14 protein-coding genes and 5 tRNA genes are annotated in these 18912 nt (G+C 73.8%); 9 read left to right on the forward strand and 10 right to left on the reverse strand.

The window, feature by feature from the left end:
* Both AB0F61_RS23580 and AB0F61_RS23585 read left to right on the forward strand, forming a co-directional pair.
* Nucleotides 1–3165, forward strand: a complete 3165-nt coding sequence (locus AB0F61_RS23580; RefSeq protein WP_357813178.1) for an FtsX-like permease family protein — start codon at nucleotides 1–3, stop codon at nucleotides 3163–3165.
* The gene (locus AB0F61_RS23585; protein ID WP_357813181.1) at nucleotides 3162–5921 is read left to right on the forward strand and encodes an FtsX-like permease family protein; all 2760 of its coding nucleotides are present in this window, start codon (nucleotides 3162–3164) and stop codon (nucleotides 5919–5921) included. Before AB0F61_RS23580 ends, AB0F61_RS23585 begins: the two co-directional genes overlap by 4 nt.
* A gap of 65 nt (nucleotides 5922–5986) precedes the next feature.
* Here the strand turns inward: AB0F61_RS23585 and AB0F61_RS23590 are convergent, their stop codons facing one another.
* From AB0F61_RS23590 to AB0F61_RS23600, 3 genes are all read right to left on the reverse strand, one after another.
* Nucleotides 5987–6634, reverse strand: coding sequence for a TOPRIM nucleotidyl transferase/hydrolase domain-containing protein (locus AB0F61_RS23590; protein WP_357813183.1), 648 nt, complete (start codon nucleotides 6632–6634; stop codon nucleotides 5987–5989).
* Nucleotides 6635–6726: 92 nt separating this feature from the next.
* Nucleotides 6727–6801, reverse strand: a tRNA-Val gene (locus AB0F61_RS23595).
* Nucleotides 6802–6849: 48 nt separating this feature from the next.
* A tRNA-Gly gene (locus tag AB0F61_RS23600) sits at nucleotides 6850–6922 on the reverse strand.
* 146 nt (nucleotides 6923–7068) lie between these two features.
* On the opposite strand from AB0F61_RS23600, the gene AB0F61_RS23605 reads away from it, so the two are divergent.
* Nucleotides 7069–7311: a DUF6458 family protein gene (locus AB0F61_RS23605; protein ID WP_124819826.1), complete on the forward strand. Its 243-nt coding sequence runs from the start codon at nucleotides 7069–7071 to the stop codon at nucleotides 7309–7311.
* A 111-nt stretch (nucleotides 7312–7422) separates the two neighbouring features.
* Here the strand turns inward: AB0F61_RS23605 and AB0F61_RS23610 are convergent, their stop codons facing one another.
* From AB0F61_RS23610 to AB0F61_RS23625, 4 genes are all read right to left on the reverse strand, one after another.
* The gene (locus tag AB0F61_RS23610) at nucleotides 7423–8004 is read right to left on the reverse strand and encodes a TetR/AcrR family transcriptional regulator (RefSeq protein ID WP_357813185.1); all 582 of its coding nucleotides are present in this window, start codon (nucleotides 8002–8004) and stop codon (nucleotides 7423–7425) included.
* 467 nt (nucleotides 8005–8471) lie between these two features.
* Nucleotides 8472–8546: transfer RNA gene (locus AB0F61_RS23615), tRNA-Val, on the reverse strand.
* A gap of 13 nt (nucleotides 8547–8559) precedes the next feature.
* Nucleotides 8560–8630: transfer RNA gene (locus AB0F61_RS23620), tRNA-Cys, on the reverse strand.
* Nucleotides 8631–8664: 34 nt separating this feature from the next.
* A tRNA-Gly gene (locus tag AB0F61_RS23625) sits at nucleotides 8665–8737 on the reverse strand.
* A gap of 386 nt (nucleotides 8738–9123) precedes the next feature.
* Between AB0F61_RS23625 and AB0F61_RS23630 the strand changes: the two genes are divergently transcribed.
* Complete coding sequence (locus AB0F61_RS23630; protein ID WP_357813187.1) at nucleotides 9124–9726, forward strand: TetR/AcrR family transcriptional regulator; 603 nt, start codon at nucleotides 9124–9126, stop codon at nucleotides 9724–9726.
* An 80-nt stretch (nucleotides 9727–9806) separates the two neighbouring features.
* Nucleotides 9807–10388, forward strand: coding sequence for a TIGR03086 family metal-binding protein (locus AB0F61_RS23635; RefSeq protein WP_357813190.1), 582 nt, complete (start codon nucleotides 9807–9809; stop codon nucleotides 10386–10388).
* A 38-nt stretch (nucleotides 10389–10426) separates the two neighbouring features.
* Here the strand turns inward: AB0F61_RS23635 and AB0F61_RS23640 are convergent, their stop codons facing one another.
* On the reverse strand, nucleotides 10427–11560 hold the full coding sequence (locus AB0F61_RS23640) for an alkane 1-monooxygenase (protein WP_357813192.1): 1134 nt from the start codon (nucleotides 11558–11560) through the stop codon (nucleotides 10427–10429).
* 221 nt (nucleotides 11561–11781) lie between these two features.
* On the opposite strand from AB0F61_RS23640, the gene AB0F61_RS23645 reads away from it, so the two are divergent.
* Nucleotides 11782–14712: a M36 family metallopeptidase gene (locus AB0F61_RS23645; protein ID WP_357813195.1), complete on the forward strand. Its 2931-nt coding sequence runs from the start codon at nucleotides 11782–11784 to the stop codon at nucleotides 14710–14712.
* Between the two features lie 46 nt (nucleotides 14713–14758).
* On the opposite strand, the gene AB0F61_RS23650 is transcribed toward AB0F61_RS23645, so the two are convergent.
* Entirely contained in the window at nucleotides 14759–15610 is an 852-nt protein-coding gene (locus AB0F61_RS23650; RefSeq protein ID WP_357813197.1) for a hypothetical protein, read from the reverse strand.
* Nucleotides 15611–15800: 190 nt separating this feature from the next.
* On the opposite strand from AB0F61_RS23650, the gene AB0F61_RS23655 reads away from it, so the two are divergent.
* Nucleotides 15801–16469, forward strand: a complete 669-nt coding sequence (locus tag AB0F61_RS23655; RefSeq protein ID WP_355029349.1) for a 50S ribosomal protein L11 methyltransferase — start codon at nucleotides 15801–15803, stop codon at nucleotides 16467–16469.
* A 66-nt stretch (nucleotides 16470–16535) separates the two neighbouring features.
* Nucleotides 16536–17660, forward strand: a complete 1125-nt coding sequence (locus tag AB0F61_RS23660; protein ID WP_357813247.1) for a cytochrome P450 — start codon at nucleotides 16536–16538, stop codon at nucleotides 17658–17660.
* On the opposite strand, the gene AB0F61_RS23665 is transcribed toward AB0F61_RS23660, so the two are convergent.
* Complete coding sequence (locus tag AB0F61_RS23665) at nucleotides 17634–17921, reverse strand: hypothetical protein (protein WP_357813202.1); 288 nt, start codon at nucleotides 17919–17921, stop codon at nucleotides 17634–17636. The genes AB0F61_RS23660 and AB0F61_RS23665 overlap by 27 nt on opposite strands.
* A 150-nt stretch (nucleotides 17922–18071) precedes the next feature.
* On the opposite strand from AB0F61_RS23665, the gene AB0F61_RS23670 reads away from it, so the two are divergent.
* Nucleotides 18072–18884: a polysaccharide deacetylase family protein gene (locus tag AB0F61_RS23670; protein WP_357813205.1), complete on the forward strand. Its 813-nt coding sequence runs from the start codon at nucleotides 18072–18074 to the stop codon at nucleotides 18882–18884.
* Nucleotides 18885–18912: the final 28 nt, after the last annotated feature.

Genomic DNA, 18912 nt, shown 5'->3' on the forward strand with positions numbered 1-18912 from the left:
ATGCTGAGGCTGGTCAGCCGGCGCGCCCGCGCGCAGTGGCCGTTGCTGGCTGCCCTCCTCGGGGTCGTCACGATCGGCGCGACCCTGCTGGGCACCTGCACCCTGCTGAGCACCCGCACCGCCGAGCGGGCGCTGGAGATCGCCATGGCCCGCGCCGCCCCCGCCGCCGTCGACGTGACCGTCTACACCGGGTCGGTCGAGGGCCGGGACGCGGCGTCCGTCGCCGCCGACACCCGCAGCGCGGTGGCCTCCGCGCTCGCACCGTTCCCGGTGAGGGCAACCGCGCGGGCATCGACAGTGCTGCGGGCGCTGCCGCCCGCGCTCGCCCCGGGCACCACCGTCGCGCCCCAGGCGTACCTGTCCGGGCTGGACGACCTGCCGGCCCGAGCCGAGCTGGTCACCGGGCGCTGGCCGCAGCACCCTGGCGACGCGGTGCTGCTGGAGTCCACCGCCCACCTGCTCGGCCTCACCCCCGGTCGCCGGGTGCGCCTCGGCGCCGAGCTGGCCCACGCGCCCGTCCCGGCCATCGACGTGACAGTCGTCGGTGTGGTACGCCCCCTGCCGGGGCGCGGCTGGGACCGCGACCCGCTGGCCGCGGCCGGCTCCGCCATCGGCTACTGGGACGGCCGATTCATGCAGCCGGTAAACGCCTACGGCCCGTTCCTCGTCGACCTCGCCGACCTGGTCACCACCGGCGCCACAGTCGACCGGATGGAGGTCACCACCCATCCGGACCTGTCCCACGCCCACCGCCGCGACCTGGAGGCCGTCGCCGCGGCGGTGCGCGGTGCCGACCGCCGGCTGGCCGGCACCCTCGGCGACCGCGTCCAGCTCGCCCGTGTCGCCTCCGACCTGCCGCTGACCCTGCGATCCGCAGACGACCAACGGCACGTCACCGCCGCCGTCGTGCTCGCCATCGCCGTCCTCGGCAGTGTCCTGACCGCGACGGCACTCGTCCTCGCCGGCCGGCTGACCGCGGGCATCCGCGCCGACGAGACCGCCCTGCGGTCCGCCCTGGGCACCAGCGGCCGCCAACTCGCCGCCACCGCGACACTCGAGGCCGGGCTCGTCGCCGCCGTCGCCGCCGCGCTCGCGATACCGGCCTCGTCGGCCCTGCACGCCGGCCTGACCCACCTGCCGCCGCTGGACGGCGCCGGCCTGACCGTCCGGCCGGCCATCGCCGGTGCCCAGGTCCTCGCGGTCGCCGGCGGCGCGCTGGCGCTCGCCGCTGTCCTCACCGTCCTGGCGATCCGGCCCGTCCCGGCACCCGGCGACCGGCGCACCCGCCGCGAACTGCTGGCCCGATCCGGTGCCGACCTGATCCTCGCGGTATTCGCCGCCGCCGGCTGGTGGCAGCTGTACGCGCAGCCCGCCACCGCCAGCCCACGCGCCGACGCGGTCCGGGTGCTCGCGCCGGCGCTGCTGCTCACCGCGGGCGCCGCCCTGGCGCTCCGGGTGGTCCTGCCCGCCCTGCGCGGCGCCGACCGGCTGGCGTACCGCGCCCGCGGGCTGGCGCTTCCCTTGGCGGTTTCCGAGAGCGCCCGCCGGCCCCAGGCGGTCGCCGCCGGGCTGCTCGTCGGGCTGGCCTGCGCGGCCGGGACCTTCGGCCTCGCCTTCGACGCCACGTGGCACCAGTCGCAGCGCGACCAGGCCGCGCTCGCCGTCGGCACCGATCTGGCACTCACCCTCGGCACGGCGCCGGTGGCCGGCGACGGCGCGGTCGTCAGCGCCGCCACCGCGGGGGCGGTCAGTCCGGTCCTCGACCGGGGTACCAGCGTCGGTCAGTGGCTCGGCACCGCCGGCGAGGCGCCGCGCCTGGTCGCCGTCGACACCACCCGCGCGGACGCGCTGCTGCGCGGGCGGTTGGACGACGACCGCGGATGGGCCGACGTTGGCGCCACGCTGGCACCACGTACCCGGGTCACCGGCCTCGCCATCCCGACAGGCGCGCCGCTCGTCCTGAGCGGGACCGCGGTCAGTGACACCCCGCTCGTTGTGAGGCCCCGGCTGCTGGTGCAGGACGCCACCGGCCTCCGCACCTCCTGTACCGGTCCAGCCGTACCGCTCGACGGCCGGGAGGTTCGACTGCCGACCTGCGCGACGGCTGACGGGCAGCACCTCGTCGCGGTCGCCCTGCCGGTCACCACCGACGCGGTCGGCAGACCCGTCGCCGTGGCCGTCACGCTCACCGTCCCGTCCGCCGGGTCGGCGGAGAGGTCCACTGACGGATCGGACTGGACCGCCACGTCCGCGCCGCCGGTCCCGACCAAGCTGAGCGACCCGACCGTCACGGTGTCCGCCACGCCGACGGGAACGGCGCTGCGGATGGCCGCGACCGTCGACCTCGGCGGCGCCGAGGACGCCGCCCGGACCCTGGTCGCCAGCGCCTTCCCGGACCCCGGCCCGGTGCCCGTCGCCGTCTCCGCCCGCTTCGCCAGCGAGGTCGGTGCCGAGATCGGTAGCCAGCTCAGCGTCACGGTCGGCATCACGCCCGTCCCGATCGTCGTCACCGAGGTCGTGCCGGCCGTACCGTCCGCACCCGGCGCCGTCGCCGTCCTGGCCGACCTGGACACGCTGTCCCGCGCACGCGTCGTCACCGGCGACCTCACGTTCCCGGTCGACGCCTGGTGGGTGGGCCACCCAGCCGACGGTGCCGCCGAGCGGGCCACCGCCCAGCACCTGGGCACCGTCGTGACCCTCGAGGCGGAGACCGCCCGCCTCACCGGCGGCCCGCTGCGCGCCGGGCTGCCGGCCGCGCTCCGGCTCATCGTCCCGGCCGCGGCGCTGCTGCTGCTCGCCGGCGTCGTCCTGCACGTCACCTGCGACCTCCAGGTCCGCGCCGTCGAGGTGGCGCGGCTGCGCGGCCTGGGAATGTCCCGGCGCGGCATCCGGGGCGTGCTGCTCGGCCAGCACGCCGGCGTACTGCTGCCCCTGCTCGCGGCGGGCGCGGCCGTCGGCGCGCTCGCCACCCGCGTCGTCACTCCCCTGCTCGTGCGCTCCGACACCGGCGCCGCGCCCGTTCCGGCCGCCCAGCCACACTGGCCGTGGCCGGCCGAGGCCACACTGCTCGCCGTCCTGCTGCTCGGATGCCTGCTGGCGGTCGCCGTCGTGGTCGCCGTGCAGGTCCGCCGGGCCGACGCCGCGCACCTGCGGGTGGCGCCGTGAAGCGGTGGCTGACCCGCAGGTGGCCGGCGCCGCACTGGCCCAGCATCCGCGGCCGGGCCCGTACCGACGCCGGACCGCTGCTGCTCACCGCCGCCGTCATCGCGGCCGTGGCGCTGCTCGCCGGGGCCGTGCCGGCGCTGCTCAGCGCCGCCGCCGACAGCGCCGTGCAGGACACGGTCCGCCGCGCCGGCCAGGACTCGAACGTCCTCGCACACGCCGACTGGGAACGCGACGACGGCCCGACCGGCGGGCGGGTCCGGGCACCCCGCCTCGCCGACGCCGTCGACGACTTCCGCGCCCGGGCGACCTACGCGCTCGGACCCGACCTGGACGCCGCGCTGCTCCCGCCCATCGCCGTCGTCACCGGCCCGATCCTCAAGGTCACGAACGGCAGCGTGCCGCGTACCTTCCAGTTCACCTACCTGACCGGTGACCTCGGTGGCCCGGCCGTGACCTGGATCGCCGGAAACGCGCCCGGCTCCGCTGTCCCCGACGACTACGTCGAGACGCCCTACGGCGGACCGCCCTGGCCGGTGCAGGTCGGCCTCTCCGAGGCGGACGCCGCCGCACTTGACCTCGGCCCCGGCGATCGGATCCCGGTCCGGGACGGCCGGGGTCGCGACAAGGACGTCCGGGTCAGCGGGATCTACCGACCCGCGGACGGCGGCGACCCCGCCTGGCGACTCGCCCCGTCGCTCCTGCGCCCCGTGCCCGGCGCCGACGGCGTGGGGACCACCCGGTTCGCCGGCCTGCTGTCGCGCGAGTCGTTACCGGACGCCCGGCTCGCCGTCGACCAGGACCAACTACGGCGCACCGTCCACTTCGCCACGGAGCCCGACGCGCTCACCTGGGACACCACCGCGGCTCTCGCCGGCCAGGTGGTCAAGCTCAAGGCGGCCTCCGGCTCGTCAGGCGAGCGCGACCAGTCCCTGAAGTGGGAATCGCAGCTCGACACGGCGCTGCGCGACGCCCGGACACGGATCAGCGCCGTCGCCGCACAGGCCGCCGTCCTGCTCACCGGGGTGCTGACCGCCACGGTACTGGTCCTGCTGCTCGCCGCCGAACTGCTGGTCCGCCGCCGTACCCCGGCGTTGAGCGCCGCCCGACAGCGTGGGGCGGCGCTACCCGACCTCGGTACGGAACTGACCATCGAGTCCACTGTGGTGTCCCTGTCGGCCGCCGCCGTCGGGCTCGCACTCGCCCGCGCGGCGGCGCCGGGCGTCGCGTGGGCCTGGGCCGTTCCCGCTGTCCTGGCCGGTGCCGTCGCCGGGCCGGCGTTCGGCACCCTCGCCGCCGCCCGCGCCAGCCGCGACCGGCGTCAACCCGCCAACCCGGCCGCTCGGCGCTGGATCCGGGCCACCGGCCACCTGCGCCGCGCCGCCGTGGAGACCGCTGTCCTGATCGCCGCGGTCGCCGCCTTCGGCACGCTGCACCAGCGCGGGCTGCTGCCCGTCGGCTCCGACGGCGACACCGGTGAGCTGACCGGCGACCTGATCCTGCCGATCAGCGCCCCCGCTCTGGGCGCGCTCGTCGGCGCGCTCGTCCTGCTCCGGCTGCTACCCCTCGGGGCGCGGTTCGCGCTCCGACAGGCCCTGCGCTCGCGCCGCCCGCTGGCCGTATTCGGTGCCGCCCGGGCGGCCACAACGGCCGGGCGCGCGCTGCCGCTGCTGGTTCTGGTCAGCACCACGGCGCTCGCGTCGTTCGCGCTCGTCCTCGGCACCACCGTCACCCGGGGTCTGGCCGACGGCTCGTGGAGCACCGTCGGCGCCGACGCCCGCCTGGACGTCGGCGCCGGCGCCGAGGCCGCCACACCCGCACTCGCCGAGCGCATCGCTGCCGCACCCGGGGTGGGGCAGGTCGTCGTCGCCCAGGTGACCGACTCGGCGCGCGTCCTGACCGAATCGACACCGCTCACCCCACGACTGGTCATCGTGGACGCCGACGCGTTCGAGCGCCTGCTGGCCACCACCCCGCTGCCCGACGCGCCGGAGCTGACCCGGCTCACGGCACCCGGTCCCGGCCCCGGGGACGTCCCGGCGCTGGTCCGATCGAGCGACGGCGTTCTGCCGGCCGGTACGCGGTTGCAGCTCACCCGGGACGACGCCCCGGCGATCCATCTCACCGCGGTCGGTACCGCTCCCTCCGTCGGCGGCGCCGGAGACGTCGTCATCGTGGACGCCGCAGCCCTCGCCGACGCCGGGCTGCCCGCCGTTCCGAACACCGTCTGGGTGACCGGTTCCGGCGCGGCGCGGGCCGTGTCGAACAGCGGGGTCGCCGCCGACGTGGTGCTGCGCGCGGACGCCCTGCGGACGCAGCGGGCGGCGCCACTGACCACAGGGCTGCTACGGCTGGCGTGGACGGCCGCCGCGGTACTGCTGGCGCTGGGCCTGCTCGGCCTCACGCTCGCCGCCGCCGCGGGTGCGTCCGAGCGGTGGCAGACCCTGACCCGACTGCGGACCCTCGGCCTGCGGCCACGCGACGCCCGCTGGGTCGCCGCCGGGGAGCTGCTGCCGCCGGTCGTGGTCACCGCGGTGTGCGGCCCGCTACTCGGGGCCCTGCTCGCACGTTCGCTGCTCGGCCCGCTCGACCTGCGGCTGCTCACCGGCCAGGCCGCCGACCCGGGCGCGGTCCTGCCGTGGTGGCTGCTCGGCCTGGTGAGCGTGGCGCTGCTGGCGGCGGCCGCCGCGGTCGTACCTGTCGAGTCGGCGCTGCGGCGACGCGACCGGCTGGGCGAGGTGCTCCGCGCCGGCGATTGACAGGCCAGTGGCACTGCCGGGTGGTGGTTCGAGATCCGGTGGCGGATCTGCCCGCGGCAGCACCGTCAGGTGAGCAGCCGGTCCAGTGGTCGCGGGATCGCGCCCGGGTCGAGGGCACGGACGAGCGCGCGAGCGTAGCGCGCCTTACGGCCGCTCATCGTGCCCATGAAGCGGCGCAGTTGCCGCTCGATCGTCCGCCCACGCTGCGCGGGCTGGTTCTGGAAGACCCGGAACCGGGCCAGATCCCGCTCGGCGTCGATGACCCGCTCGACACCGACGCTGCCGAGCGCGCGGATCAGCTCGTCCTCCAGGTCGGTCACGCAGACCTGGAAGCCGAGCGCCTCCATGTCCGGGCGGGTCAGGTCGCCGCCGAAGCCGGCCTGCTCCAGCCCCCGCCGGGAGAAGCCCTCCTCGGCCTCGTCGCAGAGCCCTCGTACGGTCAGTGCCAGCCCCTGCGCGCCGAAGAGCCGCAGGTACCTGGCGACACTCATCGCGCCGCCGATCGGCAGGACGCACACGCCCTCGCCGGCCAGGTCGCGGCCCCGCCGCTCGGCAAGTGCCTCGACCGCGCACTGGTCGCTGAAGCCCTCGACGAGCACCACGGTGCTCAGGTCGTCGGCCACCTCACGGGCCACTGTGGCGGCTGCCGCGGCGTCGGCACCGCCAGCCGCCCAGACCTGCACGGCACCTCGGAAACGGTCCGGCTCTCGCACAGGGCAGAGTCTCGCAACCTCCGATGAGGACCGCCACCGGATTGGGTACGGCAACGGCTCGTCACCGGGTTTCGATGACGAGCCGTCTTCTCTGGTGGGCGATACTGGGTTTGAACCAGTGACCTCTTCCGTGTCAAGGAAGCGCGCTCCCACTGCGCCAATCGCCCGTGGTGACCGCCGGAACCGGCAGTCAGCCCCCGTCGGGGCGAATCACGAGCGGACGACGGGATTCGAACCCGCGACCCTCACCTTGGCAAGGTGATGCGCTACCAGCTGCGCTACGTCCGCACGTCCCCGGCAAGCGCCGGCGACAGGTGAACTCTACCCGATGCCAAGATCGCTTGACGCGGCACCCTGGGCGGTGACGGTTGCGCTGGTCCGGGCCGGGGTACTGAGGGGCACGACAGCACACCACACCCCCTAAGGAGGCTGTCGTGGGTATCGGCACCAGCATCTTCCTGATCGCGCTCGGCGCGATCCTCACCTTCGCGCTGGACGCGAGCGTCGGCGGCATCAACCTCGACGTGGTCGGCTGGATCCTGATGGGCGCCGGCGTCCTCGGCCTGATCATGACCACGCTGATCTGGGGACGCCGCCGCCAGGTGGTCACCACCACCGAGCAGCCGGTGGAGTACCAGCGGGTCGAGGAACGGCGGGACATCGCCCCGCCGCTGTGACCCGACCACGCCCCACCGCCGGCGCAGCCGGCGGAGCGCGCCATGCCGGGCCGGCCGCCTCGACGAGGGCAGCCGGCCCGTCGCCGTAGGTACCGGCCCGTCGTACGGCGGTCAGTCCAGGCAGGTGAGCGCGACTTCGGCGTACCGCGTCAGCGCCGCCCGGTCCGGGTTGATGGCGCCCATCACCCGTAGACCCTGGAGGCTGGTCACCAGGAACCCGGCCAGGTCGCTGGCGCTGCGGTCGGACGTGATCTGACCCCGTAGCTGCGCCTCGGCGAGCAGGTCGTAGAGCGCCAACTCAAGGGACTGGGTGGTGGAGCGGAGCCGCTCGGCGACCCGCAGGTCCTGGTGGGCCCGTTCCATCGACGCCCCGACGATGAGGCAGGCGAGGTGCTGGCCGTCGCCGGTGATGTCGTCCACCGTGCCGATGAACACCTCGCGGATGACCGCCCGCGCGTCGTTGCCGGAGCGCAGCAGATCGACCATCGGCGCGGCGTAACGCTGCCGGTAGAGGTCGAGCACCGCCAGGTAGAGGCCGTCCTTGCTGCCGAAGGCGGCGTAGATCGAGCCGCTGCCCAGGCCGGTCGCCTCGGAGAGGTCGCGCATGGAGGTGCCCTCGTACCCCTTGCTCCGGAACACGTCCATGGCGGCGGCGACCGCGGCGTCGAAGTCGAACTCGCGGGTTCGTGCCATGCCCGGAACGCTACCCGCTATCTGGAACGATCGACAAAGTACCGCCGGTCACAGCCCTCGGATGCGCCATTTCCCCAGGTGAGGACCGCACGGAGGCCGCCCCAACATCCGGATCATGGAGTCTCTCGACACGGTGCTTGCCGCGCACCGGGCGACACGTTCGTGCCGGCCTACACCCGGGTGTCCGGAATTCCGGCCGCCGGGGTGGCCGCGACGATCGAGCGGGAGAAGGCGTTCACCGGCGACGGCAGGGTGCTCAGACTGGCCGGGCCGCCTCGGCTTCCGGCCGGTGGGCGAGTTCCGCGTGTTGACGTTCTAGATCGACTCGGTTTCGCGGAAAGCGCGGTGTTCCCGCGAGGTTGACAGCGCGACTTCACCGAAGCCGAGTGGATCACGCCCAGGGCCGACCGTCCGCCACAAACACGAGCGGCTCGTCACCGGAAACCGGTAACGAGCCGCTGATCTGCTGGTGGGCGATACTGGGTTTGAACCAGTGACCTCTTCCGTGTCAAGGAAGCGCGCTCCCACTGCGCCAATCGCCCGTGCTTGTTGCCGAGGTGGGGACGGGATTTGAACCCGCGTACACGGCTTTGCAGGCCGTTGCCTCGCCTCTCGGCCACCCCACCGAGGTTGCCCCCGTCATGCGTGGCGGCAGCTCCGAGCGGACGACGGGATTCGAACCCGCGACCCTCACCTTGGCAAGGTGATGCGCTACCAGCTGCGCTACGTCCGCACGCCCCCGGACGTTCCCGGGTGACGGATGAGAACTTTAGCCGAGCCGGTGAAAGACTGCCAACTCGGGGTCACCTCGGCGCGTCCCGTCGAGGGCGGGCGGGATCGGGACCACCACCGGCAGGCTTCCTAGGGGGCTGGTCAGGTGCCGCCGACGGCCACCGACCGTCACGCTCGGCCGCCACCGGCCGATGACGGCCATCACTGCGCCGAACGCCGGCCACCAGGCACTTCGTACGTCCTCCACTCGCGGCGGACCTCGGTGAACGCTCTCTCAGGAACGATCGACGGCACCCCGAGGAAGTGTCCGGCTTCCGACTGTCGCATCGCGGATCCGGCCGCAGCGGTAACTGTTCGTGTTCAGTCGGATGGGCTACGGTAACGGTCGTGACGAGACGTGCGGCCGAGATCCGCCTGGATGCCCTGCTGCGCACCGCCTGTGACGTGATCGTGGAGCGCGGTCTGGCCAACACCCGCACGGCCGACGTGGCACAGGCCGCCGGCGTGAGTCAGGCACTTGTGTTCTACCACTTCGCCACCAAGGAGCGCCTGCTCGCGCAGGCCTTCGCGTACGCGGTCGAGCAGGATCTGGCCCGACTGGACACGGTGACCCGCTCCTCGGCTCCCCCGCTGACCAAACTCCGCCGGATCCTCAAGCTCTACACCCCCGCCGGTCGGGCGACCTCGTGGTCGATGTGGATCGACGGGTGGTCCGAGTCGCTGCGTACCCCGGAGTTGGAAAAGGTGTCCCGCCGGCTCGACCTGCGCTGGCGGCAGGACCTGGCCGAGGTGATCTCCGCCGGGGTGGCCGACGGCACCTTCCAGTGCGCCGACCCGGACGGGGCCGCCTGGCGAATCAGCGCGGTGATGGACGGCCTCGCCGTCCAGCTCGCCGTGCACGACCGGGTGATCTCCCGTCGGCAGTTCGGCGAGTGGGTCCGGCTGGTCACCGCCCGGGAGCTCGGCCTGGATCTCACCGCCCTGGACTGAGCCGGGCAGCCAGCGCAATCACCCACACCAGGCCTGGCAAAACGGCTCGGCCCGGCCCGCCGACCGGAACAATCGGCAGCATGGATCTGCTGGAGGCGTACCGCCGGAGCCTGGCCGAATTCGTCGACCGGGTGGACCAGATCGAGGCCGGCCAGTGGTCCGACCCGACACCCTGCTCCGACTGGGACGTACGCACGCTCGTCAACCACGTGGTCAGTGAGGACCGGTGGAGCGTCCCGCTGCTCGCCGGCCGGACCATCGACGAGGTCGGCGACCGACTCGACGGCGACCAGCTCGGCGACGACCCGATCGCGGTGGCGCGGGAGGCGGCCGCGCAGGCCGAGATCGCCGCCACCCATCCGGGCACGCTCGACCGCAGCGTGCACCTCTCCGCCGGCGAGACCCCGGCCGCGGAATACCTTCAGCAACTCCTCGCCGAGCATCTCGTCCACGGCTGGGACGTGGCGGTGGCGATCGGCGCGCAACCGCGGTTCGACAGGGACGTGGTGCACGTGGCCACCCGGTGGTTCGCCGGCCAGATCGACGACTACCGCCGCAACAACCTGGTCCGGACCGGGGTGCGGGTGCCCGACGACGCCGACGAGCAGGACCAGCTGCTGGCCGCCTTCGGCCGCGACCCCGACTGGACACCTGACGACTGACCTCGCGCGGCGGGCCCGACGAGCGACCACCCGGGGCGTCACCGGCGGCGGTGCACGTTGGCGCGCGCCACGTCGCCGCCGTAGTGGGCGAGCACCCGACGGTCCATCACCCGTCGCCACAGCGGTGGCACGAGCGCGACGACCACCATCGTGGCGTAACCGGCCGGCAGCCGCGGTGAGGTGTCGAAGGTGCGCAGGGTCTGGTAGCGGCGCAGCGGGTTGGCGTGATGGTCGCTGTGCCGCTGGAGCTGGAAGAGGAAGACGTTGGTGACCACGCGGTCGCTGTTCCAGCTGTGCCGAGGGTCCACCTTCTCGTAGCGGCCGGCGGCGGTGCGTTGCCGGGCCAGCCCGTAGTGCTCCAGGTAGTTGACCACCTCCAGCAGGGAGAAGCCGACCACCGCCTGGAGGACCAGGAACGGCAGCACCCCGGGGCCGAAGGCCAGGGTCAGCGCCGCGTACAGCAGCAGGGTCATGGCCCAGGCGTTGAGCACGTCGTTGCGGTGGGTCCAGGGTGACCGGCCGCGGATCCGGAACCGAGAGGTCTCCAACCGCCACGCCGAGCGCAGGCTGCCGAAGACGGTACGCGGCCAGAACGCCCAGAGGCTCTCCCCCAGCCGGGAGCTGGCCGGATCTTCCCGGGTGGCGACCCGTACGTGGTGGCCGCGGTTGTGCTCGACGTGGAAGTGCCCGTAGCCGGTCGGTGCCAGGGCCACCTTGGACAGCCAGCGCTCCACCCGCTCCCGCTTGTGGCCCAGCTCGTGGGCGGTGTTGATGGCGATGCCGTTGACCACGCCGACCGTGGCGACCAGGCCGGCGGCAGCCGGCATCGAGAGCGTGTCGTGGGTCCACACCGCACCGCAGAGCACCAGGGCCCCGTACTGGGCCGGCAGGTAGAGGTAGGTGAGCCAGCGGTAGTAGCCGTCGGCGGACAGGCGGGGCACCGCCTCCTCCGGTGGGTTCTGCCGGTCGTCGCCGAGCAGCAGGTCGATCACCGGGATCAGGCCGAACACGACGACCGGGGTGAGCCACCAGGCCCAGGCGCCGCCGCCGGCCCGCCACAGCGCGAATCCGGCGAAGGGCAGCGCCGGCACCAGGAGCGCCAGTGGCCAGAGCGCCCTGCGCGGATCTCGCCACCGGGTGGGCTCGACGGTCGGATCGACATCGACGGCCATGACCAACCTCCGGTCTCGCGTCCCTGTTCCGACTGTGGCAGTCGCCCCGGAAATTTACAAGAGGACAGTTTTTGTAAAGTCGACTATTTTCGATCAACCGGCGCGTCGAGCGGCCCGGGCCTTGCCGCCACCACAAGCGACTGATATTCACAAACGCACATGCGTCATCGCGCATCGACGGCCGGCGACCGCCGGCCATTTCGCTCCCACGAGGAGGTCCCGTGCCACTACCCGAATGGTCACCCCCGATGAGCCGGCGGCGACGCCGGCTCATCGCCGTCCTGGCGACGACGGCCATGGTCGCCGCGTTGCTCCCCACCGGCGTGAGCACCGCGGCCCCCACCGGCAGCGCGGCGTCCGCCGAGCGCCGGTCCGGACCGTTCAGCGAGGGGCACGAGCCCGCCGACGTCGACAACCGCACCGGTACGGCGGCACCCGACGCCCGCCAGCGCGGCCTGGCTCGCGCCGCCGACCCCGACGTGCGGTGGAACCGACTCGGCACCCCGCAGGCGCTCGGCCCCGGCCGCACCCCGCTGGCCAGGGGGCTGCCCGCCGACCCGGAGGCCGCCGCCCGCGCCTACCTGACCGCCAACCGCGACCTGTTCGGCCTGGACGCCGCAGCGGTGGCCGCCATGGAACGGGTGCTGGTCCGACCGATCGGCAGCGGCGCCGTGGTCACCCTCCGGCAACGGTTCGGCGACCTGCCCGCCGGGCCGGACGGTCTCGTCACCCTCGCCGTCACCAAGGGCACGGTGCTCTCGGTCAGCTCCTCGCTGGCCCGCAACACCGGCACGCCCGCGCCGGCCACCCGCACCGCCGAGCAGGCGTACGCCGCCGCCCTCGCCGACGCCAGGCTGACGGCCAGCGCGGTGTCCAGCCACACCATCCGGCAGGTGGCAGTGCCCACCCCGCTGGACGGGCCACGGGCCGCCTACGAGGTCACCATGATCGGCGCGGACAGCGAGAACCCAGCCGCGTTCACCAGCTACGTGGACGGCGGCACCGGGCAGGTGCTGGTCCGCGAGGACCTCGTCGACTTCGACTCCGACAACCCGAGCTGGGCGGTCTTCCCCGCCACGCCGCCCCGCGACCTCGGCCCCGGGCAGGACCCCCGGGTGCGCTGGTGCGGCGACTCCGCACCCGGCTGTCAGGCCGCCTTCCGCGACCCGGCCACCGGCCAACCCTGGGACGTCGACGCGGCCACCGGCACACCCACCTTCACCTCGCGCGGCAACTCGGCCAACACGGTGCTCTCCTGGGGTGCCGGCACCCCGATCGTCCCGGCCACCACCAGCCCGGACCGCCGCTACGAGTACCCCTTCACCGACCAGTGGCACCAGGCGAGGTGCAACCCGCAGGCGTTCACCTCCGCCCAGCGCAACGACGCCGACGCGTCGATCGCCAACCTCTTCGCCATGCACAACCGGATGCACGACTGGTCGTACCAGTTGGGCTTCACCGAGTCGGCGTGGAACCTCCAGGCGGTGAACCTCACCCCGGACGGGCTGGGCGGTGACGCCGAGCAGGGCCGCGCCCAGCAGGGCGCGCTCACCGGCAACCGGAACAACGCCAACCAGGGCACCGGGCGCGACGGGCTGCCGCCGACCACGAACATGTACCTGTGGCAGCCGCAGGCCGGTGGCCCGTACCCGCCGTGTGTGGACGGCGACTACGACATGACGGTGATCGGCCACGAATACACCCACGCGATCACCAACCGGATGATCGCCGGCCCGGACAGCGGGATCGGCGGCCACCAGGGCGGAGCGATGGGCGAGTCGTGGGGCGACCTGCTCGCCGCCGAGTACCTCTTCCAGAACGGGTTGCGCGCACCAGGTGAGACGCCCTTCGTGACCGGTGGCTACGTCACCGGCAACCTGGTCAGCGGCATCCGCAACTACGACCTCAGCCGCAGCCCGCTCAACTACTCCGACATCGGCTACAACACCGGCGGCCCCGCCGTGCACGCCGACGGGGAGATCTGGGGCGCCACCAACTTCCGGGTCCGCGCCGCACTCGTCAAGCGGTACGGCCTCGGCACCCCGCAGCGGCAGCTCGACTGCGCACAGGGGAAGGTCGCCGCCGACAAGTGCCCCGGCAACCGGCGCTGGTCGCAGTTGGTCTTCGACTCGTTCCTGCTCCAGGCCGCCAGCCAGGTCAGCATGCTCGACATGCGGGACAACATGCTCACCGCCGACCTGCTCCGCTTCGGCGGCGCCAACCAGGACCTGATCTGGGCCGAGTTCGCCCGCTCCGGGATGGGCCGCGACGCCGCCACCAACGGCGCCGGCGACACCGACCCGACGCCGAGCTTCGCCTCGCCGCGCGGCGGCAACGCGACGCTCACCCTGCGTCCGCGCGGCGACAGCGCCGACGCGCCGATCCGGGTGTACGTCGGGGCGTACGAGGCGCGGGCCACGCCGATCGCGGACACCGACCCGGCGACGTCGATCCCGGACACCGTGGAGCTGGTGGCCGGCACGTACGACCTGCTCGCGGTGGCTCCCGGCTTCGGGCACCAGCGGCTCAGCGTGGACGCCAAGGCCGACCAGGACGGGTATGTGGACCTGCGGATGAGCCGCAACCTGGCGTCCACCGCGTCCGGGGCGACGATCACCGGCGACGGGGTCAACCTGGACCGGATCGCCGACGACACCGAGGCGACGAACTGGGCCTCCCTGGACGGGGTGGCCGGCCGGCAGCTCACCGTGGCGTTGCCCGGGGACGCCCCGCAGACGGTCAAGCGGGTGAACGTCAGCGCGATGCTGCGCCCGGCGATCACCGGCGACGCCGACACCGGCAGTCAGAACGCGCTCAGCGCGCTGCGCTCGTTCGCGGTGTCCGCCTGCGACGCGACGACCACCGACTGCGCGGACCCGGCGCGCTGGCAGCGGATCTACACGAGCGCGGGCGACGCGTTCCCCGGCGAGGCGTACCGGTCGTACAGCCGGGACATCAACCTCCGGACGTTCGCGGTGCCCACCACCCTCGCCACCCACCTGCGCCTGGAGGTGTTGGCGAGCCAGTGCACCGGCGGCCCGCGGTACGCGGGCGAGCAGGACGACGACCCGGCCACGACGACGGACTGCGCGACCGCCAGCCCGGCCCGTACGCAGGTCAGGATCGCCGAGTTCCAGGCGTTCTCGAAGTGACACCGTGGGGGCCGGCGGACTGCCCGCCGGCCCCCACGTCCCCCGATCAGCGGCGGGCCGGTCGCCAACGGTCGGCCGGGACCGGCCGCTCCCAGCGCCGGTCCACCGGCGGATCCTCGGCCTCGTCGGCCGTGGCCCGGGTCAGGTGTCGCAGCCGCAGCAGCAACCCCATCCCGAGGAAGAGCAGCAGCCCGCCGAGCAGGAACGCGGCCTGCACCACGCCGAACCCGCCGGCCTGCGCCACCGGCCGACCGGCCGGTGGCGCGGCGTCGGCCGGGTAGTCCCCCGCCGGCTCCGCCGTCGACGTGTCCTCCTCGACCGGGGCGCTCGCCGGCTCACTGGGCTGCGCCGGGGTGGCGCTCGGCTTCGGCGTGGCGGTGGGGGTGGCGCCCGCGCCCCGCACCGGGCGGGTGGCCGTCTGCCGGGCCAGCAGGCGCGCGTTGGCGTCGTACGCCTCGGCGGCGAGGGTGACCCGCCCCTGGGTGACGTCCTCGGCGAAGGCCACCCGGTAGCGTGCCGTGACCGTGCGGCCCGGGCAGAGCGTGCCCGGGTCGAGCTGCCGGTCGGTCAGCCGGGCCACGTCACCCTCGGTCCGGATCTCCAGGGGAAAGTCCCCGGCCTCCTCCACCCGGTCCATCTTCACCTGGTCGAGTCGGATGCCCTGCACGCTGAGCACCATCGACCAGCGCACCTTCAGGCATCCGCCGCGCCGATCCGTCTGGGACACCACCGCGGAGATCGTCCGCACCTGATCCCCGGCGGTGAACCGGGCCGGCAGGCCGCTCATCTCGGTGGCGAAGGCCGCCTGCGCCGGCGCGGCCAGGGTCAGCACCGCCCCGGTCACGCCGGCAACCAGAGCCCCGACCCGCAGCGCGTACCGCCACACGATCACCACCACCTCGCCTCTTCTCGTCGCTCCCGGGAAACGCTAGGAGGAAACGGGCGGGCCGGACAGAGGGGTGTCTTCGCATCGGACGCCAAGGACGGGTGGTGATTTCACCGAGAGTGGTGAACCCCTTACCCGCACTGCCGTCTCCTCGACGCACCTCCCCGCGTCGGCGGGGTTGCCGGTGCGCGAGAATCGCCAGGTGTCCGAGCTCTCCAGCACGTTCGTCCGGCTGCACGCCCGGCTGGCCCCGGTCCCCTTCGTCCCCGAGGTGCGACTGCACCAGGCCGACGAGCCGATCGGGCTGTGGGAGCTGACCGAGGGCGAGTTCTCCACCGACCGGCCTCCGCCGTTCTGGGCGTTCGCCTGGGCCGGCGGTCAGGCCCTCGCCCGCTACGTGACCGACCACCCGGAGCTGGTCGCCGGCCGCCGGGTGCTCGACCTCGCCTCCGGCTCCGGCCTGGTGGCCATCGCCGCCGCCCGCGCCGGGGCGGCGGCGGTGCGGGCCGTCGAGGTGGACGAGCTGGCGGTGGCGGCCGTCGCGCTCAACGCCGAGGCCAACGGGGTACGCGTCGACGCCGAGTTCGGCGACATCCTCGACTCCGACGCCGGAGACGCCGAGGTGGTGCTCGCCGGTGACGTCTTCTACAGCGACGCGATGGCCCGGCGGGTGCTGCGCTTCCTGCTGCGTGCCGCCCGTGCCGGGGCGCCGGCGCTGGTCGGTGACCCCGGCCGGGCGTTCCTGCCCCGCGACCGCTTCGACGAGTTGGCCGCGTACGACGTGCCGGTGCCGGAGGCGCTGGAGAGCGTCCGGGTGAAGCGCACCACCGTCTGGCAGCTGCGCGCCGGGTTGCCGGGAGCCGCCCGCTAGCGTGTCGACGTGCTGTTCTCCAGCTGGGGGTCCGCGGTCCAGGCACCCTGGCCGGACGTCGCCGAGGTGAGCGACCACGTCGGCGTACGCCACCTGGTCGTCACCCGGCACGCGCTGGTCCGTCAGGTCCTGGCCGACCCGGTCAGCTACCGGCCGGACAACGCGCTGGACGCTGTGACACCGATGCCGGTGACCGCGCTGCGGGTGCTCGCCGGGCACCGGTTCCGGCTGCCGCCGACCCTTGCCAACAACTCGGGCGCCAGCCATCCCCAGATCCGGGCGATCGTCGCGGCGGCGTTGCACCCCGAGCGGGTCGCCGCGCAACGGCCCTGGCTCACCGCGCTGGTCCGGGACCGGGTCGCCCGCCTCGGTGCCCGGCTCGACACCGGCGCGCCGGTCGACCTGTACGCGGACCTCGCCGCCGACCTGCCGCTGCTGGTGCTGGCCCGGCTGGTCGAGTTGCCGGACGCACCCGTCGGCGCGGTCAAGGAGTTCGCCCGTGCCGCGCTGGAGTTGTTCTGGGCGCCGCTGGACGCCGACCGGCAGCTCGCACTCGCCACCGAGGTGGGCCGGTTCCACCGCGTACTGCGGGACTTCGCGGCCACCGGCGGCGGGTTGGCCGCCGAGCTGCGCGCGGCCGGGCACTCGCCGGACGTGGTGGTCGGCGCGCTGTTCTTCCTGCTGGTCGCCGGGCAGGAGACCACCTCGCAGTTCCTCACCCTGCTGCTGCACCGGCTGGCCGGCGAGCCCACGGTGCGGGCCGGCCTGCGCACCGGCGACGTCGCGGTGGCCGACGTGGTGGAGGAGGGGCTGCGACTGGAGCCGCCGATCGTCACCTGGCGGCGGGTGGCGGCGACGGACAGCACGCTCGGCGGTACGGCGGTGCCGGCGGGCAGCAGCCTCGTGCTCTGGCTGGGTCGCGCCGGCCGCGACCCGGCGGTCGTCGAGGCGCCCGACGAGTTCCGGCCGGGCCAGCGTGGGTCCCGCCGACACCTGGCGTTCGGGGCGGGCGCCCACCGCTGTGTCGGTGACGTGCTGGCCCGGATGGAGGCGGCAGTGGTGGTGGCCGAGGCCGCACCGCTGCTGGACGGGGTGACGGTGGTCCGCCCGCCCTGGTGCCCGGACAATCTCACCTTCCGGATGCCGGACGCCTTCGTGGTGCGGTCAGTCGAGCGGCCCGCTGACCAGTAGCACGATGCCCCCGACGATCGCGATGGCGCCGACGAGCAGGGCGCCGCCGCCGACGAAGAACCGCGCGACGTCGATGCCCTCCCGCAGCTCGGCCGGATCACGGTCGGGCGCCCCCCACAGGCGGTTCCACGAGCTCTTTGACAACCGTCGGGACTCGGAGTCGACGAACCCGAACAGGTTGAGGGTCATCGTCAGGCCGATGAACCCCAGCAGCACGCCGAAGCCGACGACAGCGAGCACCTGCAGGATCCACCGCGCCATCGGCCGCCTCCGCTCGTCGCATCGATTCCGATCCGAGGCTAGGCCGCCCGGGCAAGACCGCTCGGGGTGATCGTCACGGGGCGCGGCACCTGACCGTGACCCGCTATGTTTCCGGGCGTGTCATCAGCCCCTCCGCGCCGCATCCCCGCAGTGGCAACGCTTCTGACCCTGCTGACGCTGACTTCCTGCACAGTCGGCCCCGGCCACACGATCCACGCGCGGCAGATCACCGCGACCCAGCCGACGCCGTCCGCCCAGCCGACACCCTCGGCCTCGCCGTCCCCGACGACCAAGCCCGTCCCCGGGAGCCTGGACTGGTACGTGTCCCAGGTGCCGACCTTCCCCGAGGCGCCGCCGCCGCAACCGGTGCCGCTGCCCGCGACCGGCGCGGCCCAGTTCTGGCACCGCCTGCCGACCGACCAGAGGGTCGCCTTCATCACCATCGACGACGGTGGGCTGGCCCGCCCGCCCGAGGTGGCCGACTTCATCTGGCGGGCGCACATCCCGGTCACCATGTTCCTCAACTCACCGGCGGCCGAGGAGCACACCGACTACTTCCGGCAGATCCAGGTGGCGGGCGGGGTCGTCGAGAACCACACCATCAACCACACCTCGCTGGCCGGCCGCTCGTACGACCGCCAGAAGCAGGAGATCTGCGGGGCCGCGGACAAGCTGGAGACGTTGTTCGGCAAGCGAGCGACCCTGTTCCGGCCACCCTTCGGCGAGTACGACAGCACCACGTTGAAGGCGGCGCACGACTGCGGCGCGAAGGCGGTCTTCCACTGGACCGAGACCGTGCACGAGGGGAAGGTGCGCTACCAGACCCCGGAGAAGGTGGTGCAGCCCGGCGACGTGCTGCTGATGCACTTCCGGCCGGCGCTGATGGACGACCTGCTCGCCGCGCTCAAGGCGATCCACCGGGCCGGGCTCACGCCGGCGCTGCTTGAGGACTACGTGCGCTGACCGACCCGCCGACGACCTCACGAAAGTC

This window comes from Micromonospora sp. NPDC023888, assembly GCF_040639415.1.
GTDB lineage: Bacteria > Actinomycetota > Actinomycetes > Mycobacteriales > Micromonosporaceae > Micromonospora.

What these genes read in the sequence shown, in the direction of transcription:
- AB0F61_RS23580 (WP_357813178.1), top strand. Translation starts at nt 1, where the DNA reads ATGCTGAGGCTGGTCAGCCGGCGCGCCCGCGCGCAGTGGCCGTTGCTG.
- AB0F61_RS23640 (WP_357813192.1), bottom strand. Translation starts at nt 11,560, where the DNA reads ATGGCCGTCGATGTCGATCCGACCGTCGAGCCCACCCGGTGGCGAGAT.
- AB0F61_RS23635 (WP_357813190.1), top strand. Translation starts at nt 9,807, where the DNA reads ATGGATCTGCTGGAGGCGTACCGCCGGAGCCTGGCCGAATTCGTCGAC.
- AB0F61_RS23665 (WP_357813202.1), bottom strand. Translation starts at nt 17,921, where the DNA reads ATGGCGCGGTGGATCCTGCAGGTGCTCGCTGTCGTCGGCTTCGGCGTG.
- AB0F61_RS23610 (WP_357813185.1), bottom strand. Translation starts at nt 8,004, where the DNA reads ATGGCACGAACCCGCGAGTTCGACTTCGACGCCGCGGTCGCCGCCGCC.